At 65.5% G+C, this 18,534-nt stretch carries 17 protein-coding genes and 1 tRNA gene; 9 read left to right on the top strand and 9 right to left on the bottom strand.

Features of this window, described 5'->3' with window-relative positions:
• Window positions 1-148: 148 nt before the first annotated feature.
• Together AB6M95_RS13050 and ispG are read right to left on the bottom strand one after the other, a co-directional pair.
• Window positions 149-1,891 (bottom strand): proline--tRNA ligase, encoded by a 1,743-nt coding sequence (locus AB6M95_RS13050; RefSeq protein ID WP_371387198.1) that lies wholly within the window; start codon window positions 1,889-1,891, stop codon window positions 149-151.
• A complete protein-coding gene (gene ispG / locus AB6M95_RS13045; RefSeq protein WP_371387197.1) occupies window positions 1,892-2,965 on the bottom strand; it encodes a flavodoxin-dependent (E)-4-hydroxy-3-methylbut-2-enyl-diphosphate synthase in 1,074 nt (357 codons plus the stop codon).
• Between the two features lie 183 nt (window positions 2,966-3,148).
• Between ispG and AB6M95_RS13040 the strand changes: the two genes are divergently transcribed.
• The 5 genes from AB6M95_RS13040 to AB6M95_RS13020 all read left to right on the top strand — a co-directional run bounded on the left by AB6M95_RS13040 (window position 3,149) and on the right by AB6M95_RS13020 (window position 8,910).
• Window positions 3,149-5,170 (top strand): methyl-accepting chemotaxis protein, encoded by a 2,022-nt coding sequence (locus tag AB6M95_RS13040; RefSeq protein WP_371387196.1) that lies wholly within the window; start codon window positions 3,149-3,151, stop codon window positions 5,168-5,170.
• A gap of 246 nt (window positions 5,171-5,416) precedes the next feature.
• The gene (locus AB6M95_RS13035) at window positions 5,417-6,523 is read left to right on the top strand and encodes an iron ABC transporter substrate-binding protein (protein ID WP_371387195.1); all 1,107 of its coding nucleotides are present in this window, start codon (window positions 5,417-5,419) and stop codon (window positions 6,521-6,523) included.
• Window positions 6,524-7,594: a FecCD family ABC transporter permease gene (locus AB6M95_RS13030; RefSeq protein ID WP_371387194.1), complete on the top strand. Its 1,071-nt coding sequence runs from the start codon at window positions 6,524-6,526 to the stop codon at window positions 7,592-7,594.
• Window positions 7,591-8,346: an ABC transporter ATP-binding protein gene (locus AB6M95_RS13025; protein WP_371387193.1), complete on the top strand. Its 756-nt coding sequence runs from the start codon at window positions 7,591-7,593 to the stop codon at window positions 8,344-8,346. The genes AB6M95_RS13030 and AB6M95_RS13025 overlap by 4 nt, the downstream gene beginning before the upstream one ends.
• A 24-nt stretch (window positions 8,347-8,370) precedes the next feature.
• Window positions 8,371-8,910: an FmdE family protein gene (locus AB6M95_RS13020; protein WP_371387192.1), complete on the top strand. Its 540-nt coding sequence runs from the start codon at window positions 8,371-8,373 to the stop codon at window positions 8,908-8,910.
• 359 nt (window positions 8,911-9,269) lie between these two features.
• On the opposite strand, the gene AB6M95_RS13015 is transcribed toward AB6M95_RS13020, so the two are convergent.
• The 7 genes from AB6M95_RS13015 to AB6M95_RS12985 all read right to left on the bottom strand — a co-directional run bounded on the left by AB6M95_RS13015 (window position 9,270) and on the right by AB6M95_RS12985 (window position 15,381).
• Entirely contained in the window at window positions 9,270-9,686 is a 417-nt protein-coding gene (locus AB6M95_RS13015; RefSeq protein ID WP_371387191.1) for a 4Fe-4S binding protein, read from the bottom strand.
• A gap of 8 nt (window positions 9,687-9,694) precedes the next feature.
• Window positions 9,695-10,774 (bottom strand): hydrogenase large subunit, encoded by a 1,080-nt coding sequence (locus tag AB6M95_RS13010; protein ID WP_371387190.1) that lies wholly within the window; start codon window positions 10,772-10,774, stop codon window positions 9,695-9,697.
• 9 nt (window positions 10,775-10,783) lie between these two features.
• Window positions 10,784-11,149, bottom strand: a complete 366-nt coding sequence (locus AB6M95_RS13005) for an NADH-quinone oxidoreductase subunit C (protein ID WP_371387189.1) — start codon at window positions 11,147-11,149, stop codon at window positions 10,784-10,786.
• Between the two features lie 21 nt (window positions 11,150-11,170).
• A complete protein-coding gene (locus AB6M95_RS13000) occupies window positions 11,171-11,611 on the bottom strand; it encodes an NADH-quinone oxidoreductase subunit B family protein (RefSeq protein WP_371387188.1) in 441 nt (146 codons plus the stop codon).
• 3 nt (window positions 11,612-11,614) lie between these two features.
• A complete protein-coding gene (locus tag AB6M95_RS12995; RefSeq protein WP_371387187.1) occupies window positions 11,615-12,463 on the bottom strand; it encodes a respiratory chain complex I subunit 1 family protein in 849 nt (282 codons plus the stop codon).
• A complete protein-coding gene (locus AB6M95_RS12990; protein WP_371387186.1) occupies window positions 12,463-14,364 on the bottom strand; it encodes an NADH-quinone oxidoreductase subunit 5 family protein in 1,902 nt (633 codons plus the stop codon). The genes AB6M95_RS12995 and AB6M95_RS12990 overlap by 1 nt, the downstream gene beginning before the upstream one ends.
• Window positions 14,365-14,691: 327 nt before the next feature.
• Window positions 14,692-15,381 carry a phosphoadenosine phosphosulfate reductase family protein gene (locus AB6M95_RS12985; RefSeq protein ID WP_371387185.1) on the bottom strand — a complete coding sequence of 230 codons (690 nt, stop codon included), beginning with the start codon at window positions 15,379-15,381 and terminating at the stop codon, window positions 14,692-14,694.
• Between the two features lie 54 nt (window positions 15,382-15,435).
• Here AB6M95_RS12985 and AB6M95_RS12980 point away from each other — a divergent pair, with 54 nt between their 5' ends.
• The 4 genes from AB6M95_RS12980 to AB6M95_RS12965 all read left to right on the top strand — a co-directional run bounded on the left by AB6M95_RS12980 (window position 15,436) and on the right by AB6M95_RS12965 (window position 18,446).
• Window positions 15,436-15,867: a pyridoxamine 5'-phosphate oxidase family protein gene (locus AB6M95_RS12980; RefSeq protein WP_371387184.1), complete on the top strand. Its 432-nt coding sequence runs from the start codon at window positions 15,436-15,438 to the stop codon at window positions 15,865-15,867.
• Between the two features lie 52 nt (window positions 15,868-15,919).
• Window positions 15,920-15,996: transfer RNA gene (locus AB6M95_RS12975), tRNA-Arg, on the top strand.
• Between the two features lie 113 nt (window positions 15,997-16,109).
• Window positions 16,110-17,090: a 2-hydroxyacid dehydrogenase gene (locus tag AB6M95_RS12970; protein ID WP_371387183.1), complete on the top strand. Its 981-nt coding sequence runs from the start codon at window positions 16,110-16,112 to the stop codon at window positions 17,088-17,090.
• 12 nt (window positions 17,091-17,102) lie between these two features.
• A complete protein-coding gene (locus tag AB6M95_RS12965; protein ID WP_371387182.1) occupies window positions 17,103-18,446 on the top strand; it encodes a glycerate kinase type-2 family protein in 1,344 nt (447 codons plus the stop codon).
• The last annotated feature ends 88 nt before the right edge of the window (window positions 18,447-18,534 follow it).

Here is an 18,534-nt window from a genome sequence, read left to right as displayed (position 1 = left end):
GGATGGGGGTCCGGGGGAAGGGGAGAAGGAAACCCTTTTCTCAAAGGGTTTCCTTCTCCCCTTCCCCCGGCCGCCGGAGGCACCAAAAAAACAATCCCCGGCGCGATTCCGCGCCGGGGATTGTTGGATGTCAACGAACGTACGGAATCTAGGGGGTTTGGAGGCCCCAGTTATTCCAGATCCGGTTTCGCCAGTCGGCGAAGGACGCGGCGAAGGTGTCGAGGGGCAGTTCGATCTTTTCGTCGGTCTTGCGGTCCTTGGCTTCGATGATGCCGTTCTTGAGTCCCTTGCCGCCGAGCACGAGCTGCATGGGGTAGCCGATCAGGTCGGCCTCGGCGAACTTGACGCCGGGCCGCTCGTTGCGGTCGTCGAAGGCCACGTCCACGCCGAGCTTTTGCAGTTCGGCGTAGAGTTCTTCGGCCTTGTCGGCCACATCCTGGTCCTTGCCGCCGAGCGAGATCAGGCAGACCTCGAAGGGCGCGATGGACGGCGGGAAGCAGCAGCCGTTCTCGTCGTTGTTCTGCTCGATGGCCGAGGCCACGATGCGCGACACGCCGATGCCGTAGCAGCCCATGATCATGTATTGGGACTTGCCGTTCTCATCCAGGAAGGTGGCTTCCATCTTCTTGGAATACTTGAGGCCGAGCTTGAACACGTGGCCGACCTCGATGCCCTTGGTGAATTCGATCTTGCCGCCGCATTCCGGGCAGGCGTCCGTGGGCTCGATGACGCGCAGGTCGGCGTACTTGACGATCTCGCAGTCGCGGCCCAGCGCCAGGTGCAGCACGTGGGCGTCGCCCTTGTTGGCCCCGGCCACCCAGTCGGTGGCGGCGAGCAGTTCGTGGTCGGCGTAGACCGGCACCTCGGGGTCCAGCCCGGCGGGACCGGCGAAGCCCACGGGCGCGCCCGTCAGCTTGCGGACCAGGGCCTCGTCAGCCAGCTCGATCTCGTTGCCGCCCACCAGGTTGCGCAGCTTGACGTCGTTCAGCTCGCGGTCGCCGCGCACCAGCCCGGCCACCGGTTTGCCGTCGACCACGAAGAGCATGGTCTTGACCAGCTTGTCTGCGGAAATCTTGAGGAAATCGCAGACCTCTTCCACGGTGTGCGCGCCGGGGGTGGCGACCTCCTCCATGGGGGGTACGGCGGATTCGTCGATGGAGGCGTTCGCGGGCGCCTTGACCTTGGCCTTTTCCAGGTTGGCCGCGAAGTCGCAGTGCAGGCAGGAGGCGATGGTGTCCTCGCCGGTCTCGGCCAGGACCATGAATTCGTGGGAGAAGTCGCCGCCGATGGCCCCGGAGTCCGCCTGGACCGGCTTGAAGCGCAAGCCGATGCGCGAGAACGCGGCCTTGTAGGCGTTGAACATGCTGAAATAGGATTCTTCCGCGCCCGCCTCGTCCTTGTCGAAGGAGTAGGCGTCCTTCATGATGAACTCGCGGCCGCGCATGAGCCCGAACCGGGGACGGATCTCGTCGCGGAACTTGGTCTGGATCTGGTAGAGGTTGACCGGCAACTGCTTGTAGGACTTGATCTCGCCGCGCACCAGGTCGGTGATGACCTCCTCGTGGGTCGGTCCGAGGCAGTAGTCGCGGTCGTGGCGGTCCTTGAAGCGGAGCAGCTCCTTGCCGTAGTACTCCCAGCGGCCGGTCTCCTTCCACAGGTCGGCGGGCTGGACCATGGGCAGGAGGACTTCCAGTGCGCCCGCCCGGTCCATCTCCTCGCGCACGATCTGCCCCACCTTGTTGATGGAGCGCAGGCCCAGCGGCAGGTAGTTGTAGATGCCGCTGGTCAGCTTGCGGATCATGCCCGCGCGCATCAGGAGCTTGTGGGAGACCACCTCGGCGTCGGCCGGGTCCTCCTTCAGGGTCGGGATGTAGTAGCGGGAAAGACGCATCTAGTCATTTCTCCTTTCTTCCAGGAATTTATCGATTTCTTTCATGAATTCGGGCAGCAGGTTGGCGTTGCCCCGGACCTTCCGGACCACCTCGCCCTTGCGGAAGATGATGCCCAGGTCCCGGCCTCCGGCGATGCCGATGTCGGCCTCCCTGGCCTCGCCCGGACCGTTGACCACGCAGCCCATGACGGCCACCGTGAAGACCTCTTCCACGCCGCGCAAGGCCGCTTCCACCTGCTCGGCCAGCTCGATCAGGCCGATCTCGGTGCGCCCGCAGGTTGGGCAGGATATAATCTCCGGGCCGCGTTCCCGCAAGCCGAGACTGCGCAGGATTTCGTAGGCCACACCGATCTCGGCCACCGGGTCGTGGGTCAGGGACACGCGCATGGTGTCGCCGATGCCCTCATGGAGCAGGATGCCGAGCCCCACGGCGGACTTGACCGCGCCGCGCACGAGCGTCCCCGCCTCGGTGATGCCGATGTGCAGCGGATAGTCGACCTCCTCGGACATGAGCCGGTAGGCCGCCACGGTCTTGAGCACGGACGAGGTCTTGAGGGAAATCTTGATGTCGCGAAAGCCGCGCGCCTCGAGCATGCGCACGTGCCGCAGGCCGGACTCGACCATGGCCTCGGGCGTGGGGCCGCCGTATTGCCTGAGCAGGTCCTTTTCCAGCGACCCGCCGTTGACCCCGATGCGGATGGGCGTGCCGTGCGCCTTGGCCGCCCGGACCACGGCGTCCACCTTGTCTTCGTCCCCGATGTTGCCGGGGTTGATGCGCAGGCCGTCGAAACCCGCGTCCAGCGCGGCCAGGGCCAGCCGGTGGTCGAAGTGGATGTCCGCGATGAGCGGCACCGGTGACTGGGCGCGGATGTCGGCGAGCACGGCGGCCGCCGCCTCGTCGGGCACGGCCAGGCGCACGATCTCGCACCCGGCCTCGGCCAGCTGGTCGATCTGGGCCAGCGTAGCCGGGACGTCGCGCGTGTCCGTGTTACACATGGACTGGACCCGGACCGGGTTGTCCCCGCCGATGCCCACGCCGCCGATGTTCACTGCTCTTGTCCGCTTCCGTTGCATAAGGACACGCACGTTACGCAATTTCCCCGGCCAAGCCAAGTGGCCCGGCACCTGGAAACGTGGACAGGGAATCGACATGGATTCGTCACCTGAAACCGGTGCGCCCGATTTATAATAGTAATATGTCCGCATCGGATTGTAGCCAATAATGCATAACACGCTAAAAAAACAGAAGGGTAGCCCATGCATCTCAATGTCAGAGTGAAAATCATCCTGTCATTCGCCATATCGCTTTTCCTGCTCTGCGCCGCCATCCTGGCCGTGAGCCTGACCTCCATATATAACGATTCGGTGGATTACAGCCGGACCTCGGCGGCCGGGCAGCTGGAGCACATCGACGGGACCATCTCCATGTACATGCAGGAGACCCTGAACAACACGGTCATGATGGCCGAGGACCCGCGCGCCAAACAGGTGGACGCGATCAAGACCAACTATCTCGACCCGAACAAAAAGTACCCCAAGCGGTACCTCGAACCCGGCGACGCGGCTGGCGGGGCCATCCAGGGATTCTACCGCATGATCCTGGCCTCCCATCCCAGCTACGAGGACTGTTACCTGGGCACGGCCAACGGCGGGTTCGTCATCGGCGGCGACTCCGGCATCCCGGCGGGCTACGACCCGCGCTCCCGGCCCTGGTACGCCAAGGCGGCCGCCTCCCCGGGAAAGCCGGTCGTCTCCGAGGCCTACGTCTCGACCACGGGCGACGCCATGGTCAGCACGGGCAAGGCCGTGGTCGGCGACGGCGGCAAGGTCCTGGGCGTGGCCGCCATGGACCTCTCCCTGGCCCAGCTGACCAAGCTCATCCAGGGCGTGCACCTGGGCAAGACGGGCTATGTCGTTATGGTCCAGAACGACGGCGTGGTCATCGCCGACCCCAAGCAACCCGAGAACAACTTCAAGAACGTCAAGGACCTGTCCGATCCGCTCTACGCCAAGGCCTTCGCCATGGACAAGGGTTCGCTGGACGGCGCCCTGCGCGGCACGGACTACATGGCCGTGGTCCACACCTCCCCCACCCTGGGCTGGAAATTCATCGCCTTCACCGAAAAAGCCGAGATCATGGCCCCGGTGTGGACCAACGCCGTCTCGGCCAGCCTGCTCTCCCTGCTGGTCCTGGTGGTCATCGGCGTGGCCATGTGGTTCTACATGAACAGCCTGCTGATCAAGCCGCTGGGCCGGATCGTCCGGGTTCTGGGCCGGGCCGCCGACGGCGACTACACCGCCCGCCTCGACACCCGCCGCCGGGACGACGTGGGCGAAATATTCCAGGCCCTGAATACCATGTCCGATAAGCTGACCGACATCGTAGGCCAGGTGGTGGACGGCAGCTCGCGCGTGGCCTCGGGCAGCGAGGAGCTGTCCGGCACGTCCAGCGCCCTGTCCGACGGGGCCACCCAGCAGGCCTCGGCCCTGGAGGAGGTCTCCTCGTCCATGGAAGAGATGGCGGGCAACATCCGGGCCACCGCCGAAAACGCGCAGACCACGGCCGCCATGGCCGACAAGGCCTCGAACAACGCCCGGCTGGGCGGCGAGGCCGTGGGCGAGACCGTCTCGGCCATGCAGGAGATCGCCCAGAAAATCACCATCATCGAGGAGATCGCCCGCCAGACCAACCTCCTGGCGCTGAACGCGGCCATCGAGGCGGCCCGAGCGGGCGAGCACGGCAAGGGCTTCGCCGTGGTCGCCGCCGAAGTACGCAAGCTGGCCGAACGCAGCGGGCACGCCGCGGCCGAGATATCCGAGCTGTCCACCTCCAGCGTGGAGGTGGCGGTCAAGGCCGGCGACCTGCTCAAGGAGATGGTCCCCGACATTGAGCAGACCGCCGAGCTCATCCGCGAGATCACCACGGCCAGCAGCGAGCAGAACGCGGGCGCGGAACAGATCAACGCGGCCCTGCAGCAGCTGGACCACGTGGTCCAGCAGAACGCGGCCGCCTCCGAGGAGATGGCCTCCACCTCCGCCGACCTGGCCGGACAGGCCCACGGCCTGGAACAGCTGGTGGCCTTCTTCAAGGTCCAGGGCGGCCCGGCCCCGGCCCGGCGCGAACGCTCCAGTCAGCCCTCCGGCCCCGCCCCCAGGACCATGACCAAGGTGACCAAGCGGCCGTCCAGGGCCCTGCCCGAACCGGCCGGACCGGCCGAACCGGGCGGCCTGGACCTGGACATGGACGGACACGACGAAACCGATTTCGAACGATTCTGATCCGTTCCCGACCGATAGCACGGCGGTCCCGCTCACTCCGAGCGGGGCCGCTTTTTCATTTTTCCGCACCCCGCCCGTCCTGCCCGGCGGCCACTCCCTCTGAAATCGGACCGCAACAGTCCGGTTTTATTTCCCCCTTGACGCCATTCCCCGTTTTATTTAGGAACACCATAGTGTTACATTTTATACTTTCGTAGCAACAACCGGGTTGCAACACATTATTTGTGTGCTTTTCAAGGTGGTCAAATGAAAAAACATCGTCTTATCTGCGCCATACTGTTGCTCCTCCTGACCGTGCCCGCCAGCGCCGGAGCGCGCACCCTGACCGACTCGAACGGCCGGACCAACGACATCCCGGACAAGGTCGAGCACGCCATCTGCTCCGGCTCCGGCTGTCTGCGGCTGCTGACCTACCTCGGGGCCCAGGACCGCATCGCGGCCGTGGACGACATCGAGGTCCGCCGCCGCAAGTTCGACGCCCGGCCCTACGCCATCGCCAACCCGCAGTTCAAGAAGATGCCCATCTTCGGCGAGTTCCGGGGGCACGACAATCCGGAGCTGATCCTGACCCTGGAGCCGCAGCCCCAGGTCATCTTCAAGACCTACACCTCCTCCATGGGCTACGATCCCCAGGAGCTCCAGGACAAGACCGGCATCCCGGTGGTGGTCCTCGACTACGGCGACCTGGGCGAGAACCGGCCCGCCCTGTACAAGAGCCTGCGCATCATGGCCAAGGTCATGGGCAGGGAGCAGCGCGCCGAAGCGGTCATCCAGTACATCGACGGGCTCATTGCCGACCTGAGCCGCCGCACGGGCGACGTGCCGGGCCAGGAGCGGTCCACGGTCTACCTGGGCGGCGTGGCCTTCCGCGGGCCGCACGGCTTCCAGTCCACGGAGCCCGCCTATCCGCCGTTCCAGTTCGTCAACGCCATCAACCTGGCCTATGAGGCGGGCAAGGCGGGCAAGAGCCTGGCCCAGTCCGACATAGCCAAGGAGAAGATCATCGAGTGGAACCCGGACGTGCTCTTCCTGGACCTGGCCACCCTGCAACTGGGCGACGACGCGGGCGGATTGTCCGAGCTGCGCACCGACCCGGCCTACCGCATGCTCTCCGCCGTCAAGGAGGGCCGCGTCTACGGCGTGCTGCCGTACAACTGGTACACCCAGAACTTCGGCTCCATCCTGGCAGACGCCTATTTCATCGGCAAGGTCCTCTACCCCGAGCGGTTCGCGGACGTGGACCCGGCGGCCAAGGCCGACGAGATCTACACCTTCCTGGTGGGCAAGCCGGTTTTCAAGGACATGAACGAGCTGTTCCACGGCATGGCCTTCCGGCCGATCCCGGTGAACTAGATGCACTTCTCCGACGGACAGGTGCCCGCCGAGTACCGCAGGTACATCGGCGTCAAGCTCGCCCTGGTCTGCCTGACCGGCGGGCTGCTCGCCCTGGCCCTGGTGGTCTCCATCTCCATGGGCGCGGCCGAGATCCCGTTGGCGGATGTGGCAAAAACCCTCATGGGCTGGGCCGTGTCCAAGCGGTTCGACGTGATCGTCTGGAACATCCGCCTGCCCCAGGCGCTGGCCTCCATCGTGGCCGGGGCCGGGCTGGCCGTGGCCGGGGCGGTCATGCAGTCCGTCCTGCGCAACCCGCTCGGCTCCCCACTCACCCTGGGCATATCCCATGCGGCGGCCTTCGGCGCGGCCTTCGCGGTCATGATCCTGGGCGGCGGGGTCATGGGCTCCTCCAACACGGACGCCGTGAACATCACCAACCCCTACCTGACCACCGGCGTGGCCTTCCTGTTCAGCCTGGCCACCGCCGTAATCATCGTGAGCATGTCCCGGCTGCGCGGCTCCTCCCCGGAGGTCATGATCCTGACCGGCGTGGCCCTGAACGCGCTGTTCACCGCCGGAACCATGCTCCTGCAGTTCTTCGCCGACGACGTGCAGCTGGCGGCCATGGTCTTTTGGACCTTCGGCGACACGGCCCGGGCCACCTGGTCCGAACTGGGCGTCATGGCCGTCGTGACCGCGGCCACCTCCGTCTATTTCCTGATCAACGGCTGGAACTACAACGCCATCGACGCGGGCGACGAGACCGCCAAGGGGCTGGGCGTGCGCGTGGACCGCGTCCGGTTCGTGGGCATGTTGCTCGCCTCCATGCTCACGGCGGTGATCATCTCCTTTCTGGGCATCATCGGCTTCGTCGGCCTGGTGGTCCCGCACATGGTCCGCCGGATCTTCGGCTCGGACCACCGGTTCCTGCTGCCGGGCTCCATCCTGGCGGGCGGCCTGCTCCTGCTCGCCTCGGACACCGCCGCCCGGCTGGTCCTGGCCCCGCACATGCTCCCGGTCTCGGTCCTGACCGCGTTCATGGGCGCGCCGGTCTTCATCTATCTCATCATAAGGGGGCAACGGCGATGATCCTCTCGGTCAACGATCTCGATTTCGCCTACAACGGCTCCAAGGTCCTCCGCGACGTGGAATTCGACCTAGACGGCGGCGAACTCCTGGCCATCCTCGGCCCCAACGGCGTGGGCAAGACCACCCTGCTCAAGTGCATCAACGCCATCCACGCCCCCAGCGCGGGCCGGGTCCTGGTGGAGGACCGCGACGTGCTCAAGCTGCGCCCGCACGAGATCGCGCTGGGCATCGGCTACGTGGCCCAACGCAGCGAGGCCGCCCGCCTGACCGTGTTCGACGCCGTGCTCATGGGCCGCAAGCCGCACATCGTCTGGCGGGTGGGCGAAAACGACCTCAGGATGGTCGATTCCGCCCTGAAAAGGCTGCACATGGCCCACCTCACCCTGCGCTACATCGACTGCCTGTCCGGCGGCGAGCTGCAAAAGGTGGCCATCGCCCGCGCCCTGGTCCAGGAACCGCGCCTCATGCTCCTGGACGAACCCACCGCGAGCCTGGACCTCAAGAGCCAGGTGGACATCCTGACCATGCTCCGCCGGGTGGTGGACGAGCACCGCATCGCCGCCATCATGACCATGCACGACCTGAACACCGCCCTGCGCTACGCCGACAAGGTCCTGTTCCTCAAGGACGGCCGCATCCACTCCACCGGCCCGGCCTGCGAGGTCACCTCGGCCGTGGTCGAGGAGGTCTACGGCCTGCCCGTGCACATCCACCACGTCCAGGGCCACCCCATGGTCGTCCCGGCCGCCTAGCCCCCAACCCCCAAGGAGACTTCCATGCCCTGCTCCATCCCCCAGGACAAGATCGAGGCGGCCATCGCCTTCCACGGCCACCACTGCCCCGGCCTGACCATCGGCATCCGCGCCGTGGAACTGGCCCGCCGCGAACTCGGCGACCTCGACGCTCTGGACCTCGTCGCCGTGGCCGAGACCGACATGTGCGGCGTGGACGCCATCCAGTTTCTGACCGACTGCACTTTCGGCAAGGGCAACTTCATCCACCGCGACTACGGCAAGCGCGCCTTCTCCTTCTTCGACCGCAAGTCCGGCAAGGGGTTCCGCGCCCTGCTCCGGGACTCGGCCATGAGCGCCCCCGGCGAAACCCGCGAGGCGGCCATCGAACGGTTCACGGCCATCCCCCTGGACGACATGTTCGCGGTCACCCCCCTCGACTGCCCCCCGCCCCGGCCCGCCGCCGTGCTGCAAAGCCTGCGCTGCGAACAGTGCGGCGAAATGACCATGGAATCCCGCACCCGCCGCTACGCCGGAAAGACCTACTGCATCCCCTGCTTCGCCGACATCGACCAGAAGCTATAGGGGGGAATGCCTCCGGCGGCCAGAGGGGAAACTTCTGGAAAAGTTTCCCCTCTGGACTCCCCTTCAAAACTTTTTGTCGCCGCTTCGCGGGGGCCGTGCGGGAGCTGTTGCCGTGCCGGGGTCGTTGCCACCATGACTCGCCCCACCTGGTCTCGTGCAACGGCACTCCCTGTTGCGCCCCGCCGCCCACGCGCATGCGTATACAAAAAGTTTCAGAAAGGATGGGGATGGGGGGTCCGGGGGAAGGGGAAGGAAAAGCCCTTTTCAAAGGGTTTTCCTTCCCCTTCCCCCGGCCGCCGGAGGCAAAAAAAGCCCCCGCACAAGTGCGGGGGCTTTTTTTATTCACAGTGCGAGGACGGTTATTTGTCGTCCTTTTTCTCGGGCTCGGCCTCGGCTTTCGCTTCGGGCTTGGCCTTCGGGGCGGCGGCCTTGACCTTGGGCTTGGGCGGGTTGCCGTGTTCGATCCAGACGACCTTTTCGGTAACCGGCTTGCGGTGCACGTCCTTCATGGACAGGCATTTGGTCGGGCAGTTGTCCCGGCACAGGCCGCAGTAGACGCAGGCGTGCGGATCGCACTGCCAGGTGCCGGCGGCCTTGTCCACGGTGATGCATTGGCTGGGGCATTTGCGGGAGCACATGCCGCAGAAGATGCACTTGTCGATGTCGATGACCAGCTCGCCCCGGTACATGGGGAACGGCTCGCGCACCTCATAGGGATACTTCCGGGTGGCGGGCTTCTTGAGCAGGTTCTTGATGACGGTGGGTGTAAACAGCATGCGTCCTCCTAGCGTTCGGTGCAGCTGATGCACGGGTCGATGGACAGCACGATGACCGGCACGTCGGCCAGCTCGCACTCCGGCAGCATGGCCAGGAGCGGCGGGATGTTGGCGAACGTGGGCGTGCGGATGCGCAGGCGGTCGAGGTTCTTGGTGCCGTTGCCGCGAATGTAGTAGACGCACTCGCCGCGCGGCTGTTCCACCCGGTGGTAGGCCTCGCCCTCGGGCGGGTTGCCCTTGACCTTCACGGCCAGCTCGCCCTCGGGCAGCTTGGCCACGGCCTGGCGGACCAGGTCGATGGACTGGAGCACTTCGCGGAAGCGGACCGTGGAGCGCGCCCAGCAGTCGCCGGCGGTCTCGACCACGGGTTCGAAGTCCAGGAACGTGTAGCCGCCGTAGCCCTGCTGGCGCATATCCTGGGCCACGCCCGAGCCGCGCAGGGTCGGGCCTGCGGCGCCGAGTTCCCAGGCCTGGGCCTTGGTCATCACGCCGACGCCCACGGTGCGGGTCTTGACGGTGTAGTCGTTCATGATGGTGTCCTGCAGGGCCTTGACCTCTTTCTCGACGATCTCGATCTCGGACAGGATCCAGCGGATCTGCTCCGGGGAGAGGTCGGCACGGACGCCGCCGATGACGTTGACGGACACGATGACGCGGCTGCCGGTGGTGGCCTCGTTGATGTCCATGATGCGCTCGCGGATCTTCCAGAACTGCATGAACAGGGACTCGAAGCCGAAGGCGTCGGCGAACAGGCCCAGCCAGAGCAGGTGGGAGTGGGAGCGGTGCAGCTCGCTCCAGATGACGCGCAGCAGCTTGGCGCGGTCCGTGACCTCGATGCCCATGAGCTCCTCGACGGTCTCGGAGTAGCAGGTGCCGTGGATCATGGAGCAGATGCCGCAGACGCGCTCGCAGACGTTGATCATCTGGTGGAAGTCGCGGATGTCGGCCAGTTTTTCCAGGCCGCGGTGCACGTAGCCCAGCGCCGGGATGGCCTCCTTGACGATCTCGTCCTCGACCTTGAGGGTCAGGTGGACCGGTTCGGGCAGGACGGGATGCTGCGGGCCGAAGGGTATAACGGTGGTTGCCATTTCAGCCCCCTATTTCTTGGGCTCGATCTTGACGTTGGACACCAGGGGAACCTGGGTGACCTCGGGGTCAAGCAAGAGCGTGCGGTTGAAGTCGAGGACCAGGCCGTCGAACTCGACGTTCCACTGGTCGCGGATTTCGTTTTCCACCAGCAGGGCGGCGAAGTAGACGCCGGACACGCTCGGGATGGGCTTGTCCATGTCGGCGGTAAGCCGCAGGTGGGTGGTCTCCAGATTCTTGTCGAAGTGGTAGAGTATGCCGATCTTGTCCCCCTCCTGATAGGTGGAGAACGTGACCAGCCTCTGTCCTTCGTTCTTCATGTTCATGACCTCGCCGACAAGGGTGTCGAGGGTCACGTCGATAACTTTACCTTGCATTATATACCTCGCGTGAAGCTACTAGGCTTCTTCCACTTTCTGGGCGAACTTGGCGAGTCCGGCCACGACGCCGTCGATGATGGCTTCGGGCTTGGCCGGACAGCCGGGGACGTAGACGTCCACGGGGATGACCTTGTCCACGCCGCCCACGACGTTGTAGGCCTCGCGGAAGATGCCGCCGGTGTTGCCGCACGCGCCGATGGCGATGACGGCCTTGGGCTCGGGCATCTGATCGTAGATGTTCTTGAGCACCTTCTTGTTCCGGTGGTTGACCGTGCCGGTGACCAGGAGCACGTCGGCGTGCTTGGGGTTGCCGACGTTGATGATGCCGAACCGCTCCACGTCGTAGAGGGGGGTCAGGCAGGCCAGGACCTCGATATCGCAGCCGTTGCAGCTACCGCAGTCGAAGTGCATGATCCACGGTGACTTGGCGCGAGATTTCTTGATGAATGATCCGAACATAATTTACCCCGCGTACAGCCAGATGAGGTTAACGACGGACATGCCCATGCCGAGCAGCCAGACGCGCTTGAGCATCCAGCGCCAGGTCATGCGGGCCATGGTGTTGTCCACCAGGATTTCGAGCATGTAGGTGGCCACGAGCAGGAGCGCCATCCAGGCCACGTTGGTGTGCCAGAAGAGCGCGCACAGGCCGAGCACCAGGACGGTCTCGTACCAGTGGGCCATCTCGATCAGGCCGAGGTAGGGGCCGGAGTACTCGGTGAGCACGCCCTTGACCAGTTCCTGGTGGCCGTGATGGGAGGTCGAGAAGTCGAACGGGGACTTCCGCAGCTTGATGGTCAGGGCGTAGCCGAGCGCCAGGTAGAGCAGGGGCATTTTGGCCAGCAGCGGCGTGTCCTGTGCCCAGACGGCGTGGATGGAGAAGGAGCCGGTGACCATGTAGAAGCCCACGAAGACCAGGATGAGGATCGGCTCGTAGGCCAGGATCTGCAACAGCTCGCGCTGCGCGCCGACCTGGGCGTACGGGGACTTGGTGGACATGGCGCCCATGACCAGGAAGACCGCGCCGATGGCCTGCACGAAGAAGACGAGCAGCAGGTCGCCCTGGGCGAAGAACAGGGCCACGGACACGGCCGCGGCGATGAGGTACACCCAGGCGCAGAGGATCTGCCACTGGTTGACGACCATCTTCTCCTTGCCGAAGAGCTTGGCCACGTCATAGAAGGCCTGCATGATCGGGGGACCCTGACGGGACTGGAACCAGGCGGTGACCCGGCGGTCGAGGCCGGCGATCAGGCCGCCCACGAGCGGTGCGCCCACAAGACCGATGATGACGAGAATGAGAGTTTCCATTAGAGCGCCCCTCCCAGCATGAGGACGATCAGCGCGACCGCCAGTGCGTTGAAGATGGGCGTGAGCTTGGGTTCAGCGAACATCTCGCCCAGGTACAGGTTGCCGGTGGAGAACGGCACAACGCCGTTCATGGGGCCGACGTAGCTGCCGTCGCCGGAGGCGGAGTTGGCCCCGCTCACGTAGGGCGGCATGATCTTGACCCGGCGGTAGCCCGAAGCGGCCTTGACCGCGTAGAGCAGGCCCAGGCCGAGCACCAGGAACAGGGGCACGACCACGAAGGTGCCGTGCGCGGACTCCAGAGAGCCGAAGCCGACCACGAAGGGCGCGGACCCGATCCAGGGGGCCAGCAGGGAGTTGTAGATCCACGGCGAGGCCAGGGACAGGACCACCGCGCCGAGGCACAGGGTCATGAGCGGCAGCCGGGTCAGCAGGGGCTGGGATTCGGCTTTGGCGCCCGGCTCGCGGGTGCCCATCATGGAACCGGCCCAGCGGGCCAGGTACACGACCATCATGGCCGAGCCCATGGCCAGCATGACCACGATGAAGATGTTGGAGTCGGCCGAGGCCTCCATGGCCATCCACTTGCCGAGCAGCACGCCGAACGGCGGCAGCATCATGGTCAGGATGCCGATGATGGTGATCAGGGCCGTGCGGGGGTTGGTGCCGTACAGGCCGCGCATGTCCTCGATGTCGCGGGAGCCGATGGCCTGCTCGATGGTCCCGACGCACAGGAAGAGCAGCGATTTGGAGACGGCGTGGAAGAGGATCAGGATGATCGCCGCGGTCAGGGCCAGCGGGGTGTTGATGCCCGCGCAACAGATGATCAGGCCGAGATTGGCCACGGTGGAATAGGCCAAGATCTTCTTGCCGTTGGACTGGCCGACGCCCAGCGCGGCGCAGGCCAGGAAGGTGAACGCGCCGCAGACGGCCACGCCCGTGGACAGGAAGGTCCCGGCAAAGGCCGGGGCGAACCGCAGGACCACGAACACGCCCGCCTTGACCATGGTCGAGGAGTGCAGGAGCGCGGACACCGGGGTCGGGGCGACCATGGCGCCGAGCAGCCAGGACTGGAACGGGACCTGGGCGGCCTTGGTGAAGCCGGCCAGGCAGAGGAAGGCCAGCCCGGTGAGCGCCACCGCGCTGGTGGAGCCCAGGGCCAGGATGGCGCTGATGTTCAGGGTTCCGGCCTGGGAGTAGACCAGCATCATGCCGACGACGAAGGCCAGCCCGCCCAGGGCGTTCATCCACAGGGCGCGGACCGAGTTCTTGGTGGCGATCTCGGTGGCGTCGTGGCCGATGAGCATGAAGGAGCAGAAGGTGGTCACTTCGAAGAAGAAGTACATCCACAGGATGTTGTTGGACAGGACCAGGCCGTTCATGGCGCCGAGGAAGATGAGCATGAAGAAGAAGAATCTCGGCTGGCGCGTCTTCTTCAGGTGCAGGTGCTCTTCGTGTTCCTTCATGTAGGGAATGGCGAAGATGCAGATCAGGGAGCCGATGATCGAGATGACCAGAACCATGATCAGGGAGAGCTGGTCGCCCATCACGGCCGGAACCGCCTCATGGCCGACCATGATGAACTCGAACCAGGCGAGCAGGACCACCTGGGCCAGGGTGAATCCCTGGATGAGCAGGCTCTTGTGTTTGTAACCGTAGAAGTAGATGACACCGAGCAGGACGAAATCCAGGACCGTGATCAGGAAATCGCTGCCTATGCCCAGGAATGAGCCGACCTCGGTCGGCGCAAACGCCCCCTGCGCAAGCAATCCCAACGCCGCAAGCGTCAGGATGCCTCCGGTGGCGAGCACGGTCAGCTTCCGGACGGCCTCGGACCGAACGAAATAGCAGACCAGCGCCGCTGCCGCCGGCAGCAGGATCAGAAGCACTAACAGATTTGACATGAAGACCTCGTTTCAGAAGATGAAGAACGAGTACAGCAGGCACCTGACGCCCGGTTCACCTCCAACCGAACGCCAGTGCGTTTGCACTTTACCCTTAGCCTAGTAAACAATTGTCCTTAGGTGAAGTTGACCCCCAGGTCAAGACCCAAACCGGACTTTTGCCCTATCCTTTTTCAGGCTGCAACCGATTGTATCTCCACACGTTTTTGCACCGGATGACGTTTTTGGAAAAATGAGAACTGAAAAAGTATGGAATTTTGTGAAAAAAAGGGCAAGTCCCGCTCGGCGGGGGTTCCGGGGTGTTCCCCGATTGAACAATTTTGCGTATTAAAAATAACCGAGTCCGGTCAGAACGGACAGGACCGCTTCCTTGTTTTGGGCGCGGCCGGACCGCTCGCCCCCCTGCCCGTCCGGCAGGGTCGTGCACGGGCGGCAGCCCAGGGAGCGATATCCCCGGTCGTACAGTTCGCAGTGGGGCAGGCCGAAACGGGCGTGGAAGGCCCAGATGTCGGTCTCGGTCCAGTCGAGCAGCGGATTGACCAGGGTGTGGTCCGGGTCGGTCCGCGTCTCGAACTCAAGCCGCCCGGCGCGGTCCGGGTGCTCGTCGCGGCGGATGCCGGTCAGCAGATGGGTGGTCCCGGTGGCCCGCACCGCCTTCTTGAGCGGCTCCACCTTGAGCTCGCGACAGCAGGTGAGCGGGTCTTCGGCCAGGGGGTAGCCGTCCAGGGAGACCTCGGGCCGGGCGATGAGCAGGTCCACGGACCATTCGGCGGCCAGGCGGTCGCGGAAGGCCAGGACCTCCGGGAACTTGCACCCCGTGTCCAGGGTGATGGCCCGCACCGGCCCTGCCCCGGCGTGCTCCACGAGCAGCTTCCAGATGAACAGGGCCACGGTGGAGTCCTTGCCCCCGGTCCAGGCCACGCGGACGCGCTGCGGGCCGTCCCCGGCCAGGGCCTGTTCGAGCAGGCCGGAGAGGAGGGATTCGCTGTGCAGGATTTTTTCGTCGAGGGTGGTCATTGTGCTCGGTTCATTATAATGGCGGACCACCCGAAGTTGCCGTACAGCAACTCCATGAGCAAGGAAAAAATGCGTCTCATCGACGACCTCATCACCCGTGAAGAACTCTGCGTGCTGGCCACTTCGGACGGTATCCGTCCGTACTGCTCCCTCATGTACTTCTTCGCGGACCACGCGGCCATGAAATTCTACTTCTACTCCCTCGGCTCCTCCCAGGCGTGCCGGAACATCCGGGAGCACCCCCACGTATCCATGCTGATCGACCGGCGTGACCAGGCGCAGGCCCTGAGCATCCAGGGGGTCCATTCGCCCATCAAGAAGCGGCAGACCACGGAGGCCATCACCAGGCTCTTCCTGATGAAGTTCCCGCAGATGGCGGAACTGGCCGCCCACCCGGACGCCACGCTCATCCGCATCAACGGCGTCGAGGCGCAGCTGGCCACGGGGCTGGAAGACGTTTTCAGCACCAAACTGAAAAATTCCTGAAAAAATCCCTTGACGGGACCCGCGCTTGAGCATAGACATTCACTTCGTTTGCGCGCCCGTGGCTCAGCTGGATAGAGCATTCGGCTACGAACCGAAAGATCGCACGTTCGAATCGTGCCGGGCGCACCACGATAGCAAAGCCCCCTCACCCGCCGGTGAGGGGGTTTTTCGTTGTTGCCGTTCACCCATTGACTCCACGGCCAATGGGCCGCATCCTTGGAGGGAACACCAAGGAGGCGACAATGAACAAACCCAAAGTATATGTCACCCGGCAGATCCCCGAACAGGGTCTCGACCTGCTCCGGCAGGCGGCCGAGGTGGAAGTCAATCCGAAGGACAGCCCCGTGCCCCGCGCGGAGCTGCTCGAGATCATCAGGGACTGCCAGGGCGTCATCGGCCTGCTCACCGAGAAGATCGACGCCGAATTCTTCGACGCGGCCCCGAATCTCAAGGGGTACGCCAACTACGCCGTGGGCTTCGACAACATCGACGTACCCGAGGCCACCCGGCGCGGGCTGCCCGTGACCAACACCCCGGACGTGCTGACCAACGCCACGGCCGAGTGCGCCTGGTCCCTGCTCTTCGCCGTGGCCCGCCGCGTGGTCGAGGCGGACAAGGTCATGCGCTCGGGCGACTGGCCCGGCTGGGGCCCCCTGCAGTTCATCGGCGGCGACGTCACCGGCAAGACGCTGGGCATCGTCGGCGCGGGCCGCATCGGCACGGCCATGGCCCGCATGAGCCGGGGCTTCGACATGCCGGTCCTGTACACCAGTTCCTCGGGCCGCAGGAACGAGGTCCTGGACAAGGAGCTGAACGGACGGCTGGTCTCCTTCGACGAACTCCTGGAGCAGTCCGACTTCATCTCCCTGCACACCCCGCTGAATCCCGGCACCCGGCACCTGTTCGGGGCCGAGGCGTTCAAGCGCATGAAGAAGACCGCCTACATCATCAATACGGGGCGCGGCCCGGTCATCGACGAGCAGGCCCTGCTCGCGGCCCTCAAGGCCGGCGAGATCGCGGGCGCGGGGCTCGACGTGTACGAGAACGAGCCCGCCCTGACGCCGGGCCTGGCCGAACTGGACAACGTGGTCCTGCTGCCGCACGTCGGCTCGGGCACCGAGTCGGCGCGCACGGACATGTCCGTGCTGGCCGCCCGCAACATGCTGGCCATGCTCAAGGGCGACAAGCCCGAGACCTGCCTGAATCCCGAAATCTACGACTAGACCCGAGAGAACATGACCGCTTACGCCGACAAAAAGGCCCGCCTGCTGCGCATCGTCGACGGTGCGCTCCAGGCCGTGGCCCCGGACCCCGCCCTGAGGGCGGCCGTGAAACGAGAGGGGAACATCCTGGCCGTGGACGGCCGGGAGTACGATCTGAACGACTACGACCGGGTGCTCCTGCTCGGCGCGGGCAAGGCCTCGGCGGCCATGGCCGCGACAATGGAGGACATCCTGGGCGACCGGCTGCACAGCGGGCTGGTGGCCACCAAATACGGCCACGGCCTGTCCCTGGGCCGGACCGTGGTCATGGAATCCGGCCACCCCGTGCCCGACGAGGCCGGGGTGCGCGCCGCCCACGCCCTGCTCGAACGCGCCGCCGACGCCGGGGAGCGGGACCTGGTCCTCTTCCTCCTGTCCGGCGGGGCCAGCGCCCTGGTGCCCTCCCCGCTTTCCTCGGTCTCCCTGGCCGACAAGCAGGAGGCCACCCGAAGGCTGCTCGAATGCGGCGCGGCCATCGGCGAGATCAACGCCATCCGCAAACACCTCTCCCGATTCAAGGGCGGCCACCTGGCCGAGACCCTGGCCCCGGCCACCGTGGCCACCCTGATCATCTCGGACGTGGTCGGCGACCGGCTGGACGTCATCGGCTCCGGGCCCACCGCGCCCGACGACTCCACCTTTCCGGAATGCCAGGCCATCCTGGACAAGTACCGGCTGTGCCACCGCATGCCGGACAGCGTGGTCCGGGCCGTGGCCGACGGCTGCGCCGGACGGGCCTCGGAGACGCGCAAGGCCGGTGACCCGTGCTTCGCGCGGGTGCGCAACACCATCGTGGCGGGCAACGCCATGGCCGTGGACGGCGCGGCCGTCGCCGCCCGCGACCTGGGCTACACCCCGGTGGTGGTGGACCTGGCCATGGAGGGCGAGGCCCGCGACCAGGCCTCCCGGCTCATCCAGCTGGCCGGAAAATACACCCTCGGCGGAGGCAAGGCCGAACCGCCCGTCTGCCTCCTGGCCGGGGGCGAGACCACGGTGACCATCAAGGGCAGCGGCAAGGGCGGCCGCAACCAGGAATGGGCCCTGGCCGCCGCCCTGGAAATGGCCTCGCTGGGTTCCGCGCGCGAGCGCATCTCGGCCATGAGCCTGGGCACTGACGGCACGGACGGCCCCACGGACGCTGCCGGGGGCATGGCCTTCCCGGACACGGCGTGCGGCGAGCGGTCCGAGGCCGCCGGGCGCGCCCTGGCCGACAACGACGCCTACAACTTCCTGTCCGGCGCGGGCACCCTGCTCAAGACCGGCCCCACCCGGACCAACGTCATGGATGTGGCCGCCGTGCTGGTGGACCCGGCCTGAGCGCGGCTGGTTAATTGAAAATGCGCCTAGTTCTCTCCCGAACTCAAGGCGCATTTTCTATGGCATCATTAAAATCAATTCACAGACT

It is taken from the genome of Pseudodesulfovibrio karagichevae (assembly GCF_041414475.1).
In the GTDB taxonomy this organism is placed as follows: domain Bacteria; phylum Desulfobacterota; class Desulfovibrionia; order Desulfovibrionales; family Desulfovibrionaceae; genus Pseudodesulfovibrio; species Pseudodesulfovibrio karagichevae.
This window is presented reverse-complemented; position numbering and strand designations above follow the sequence as displayed.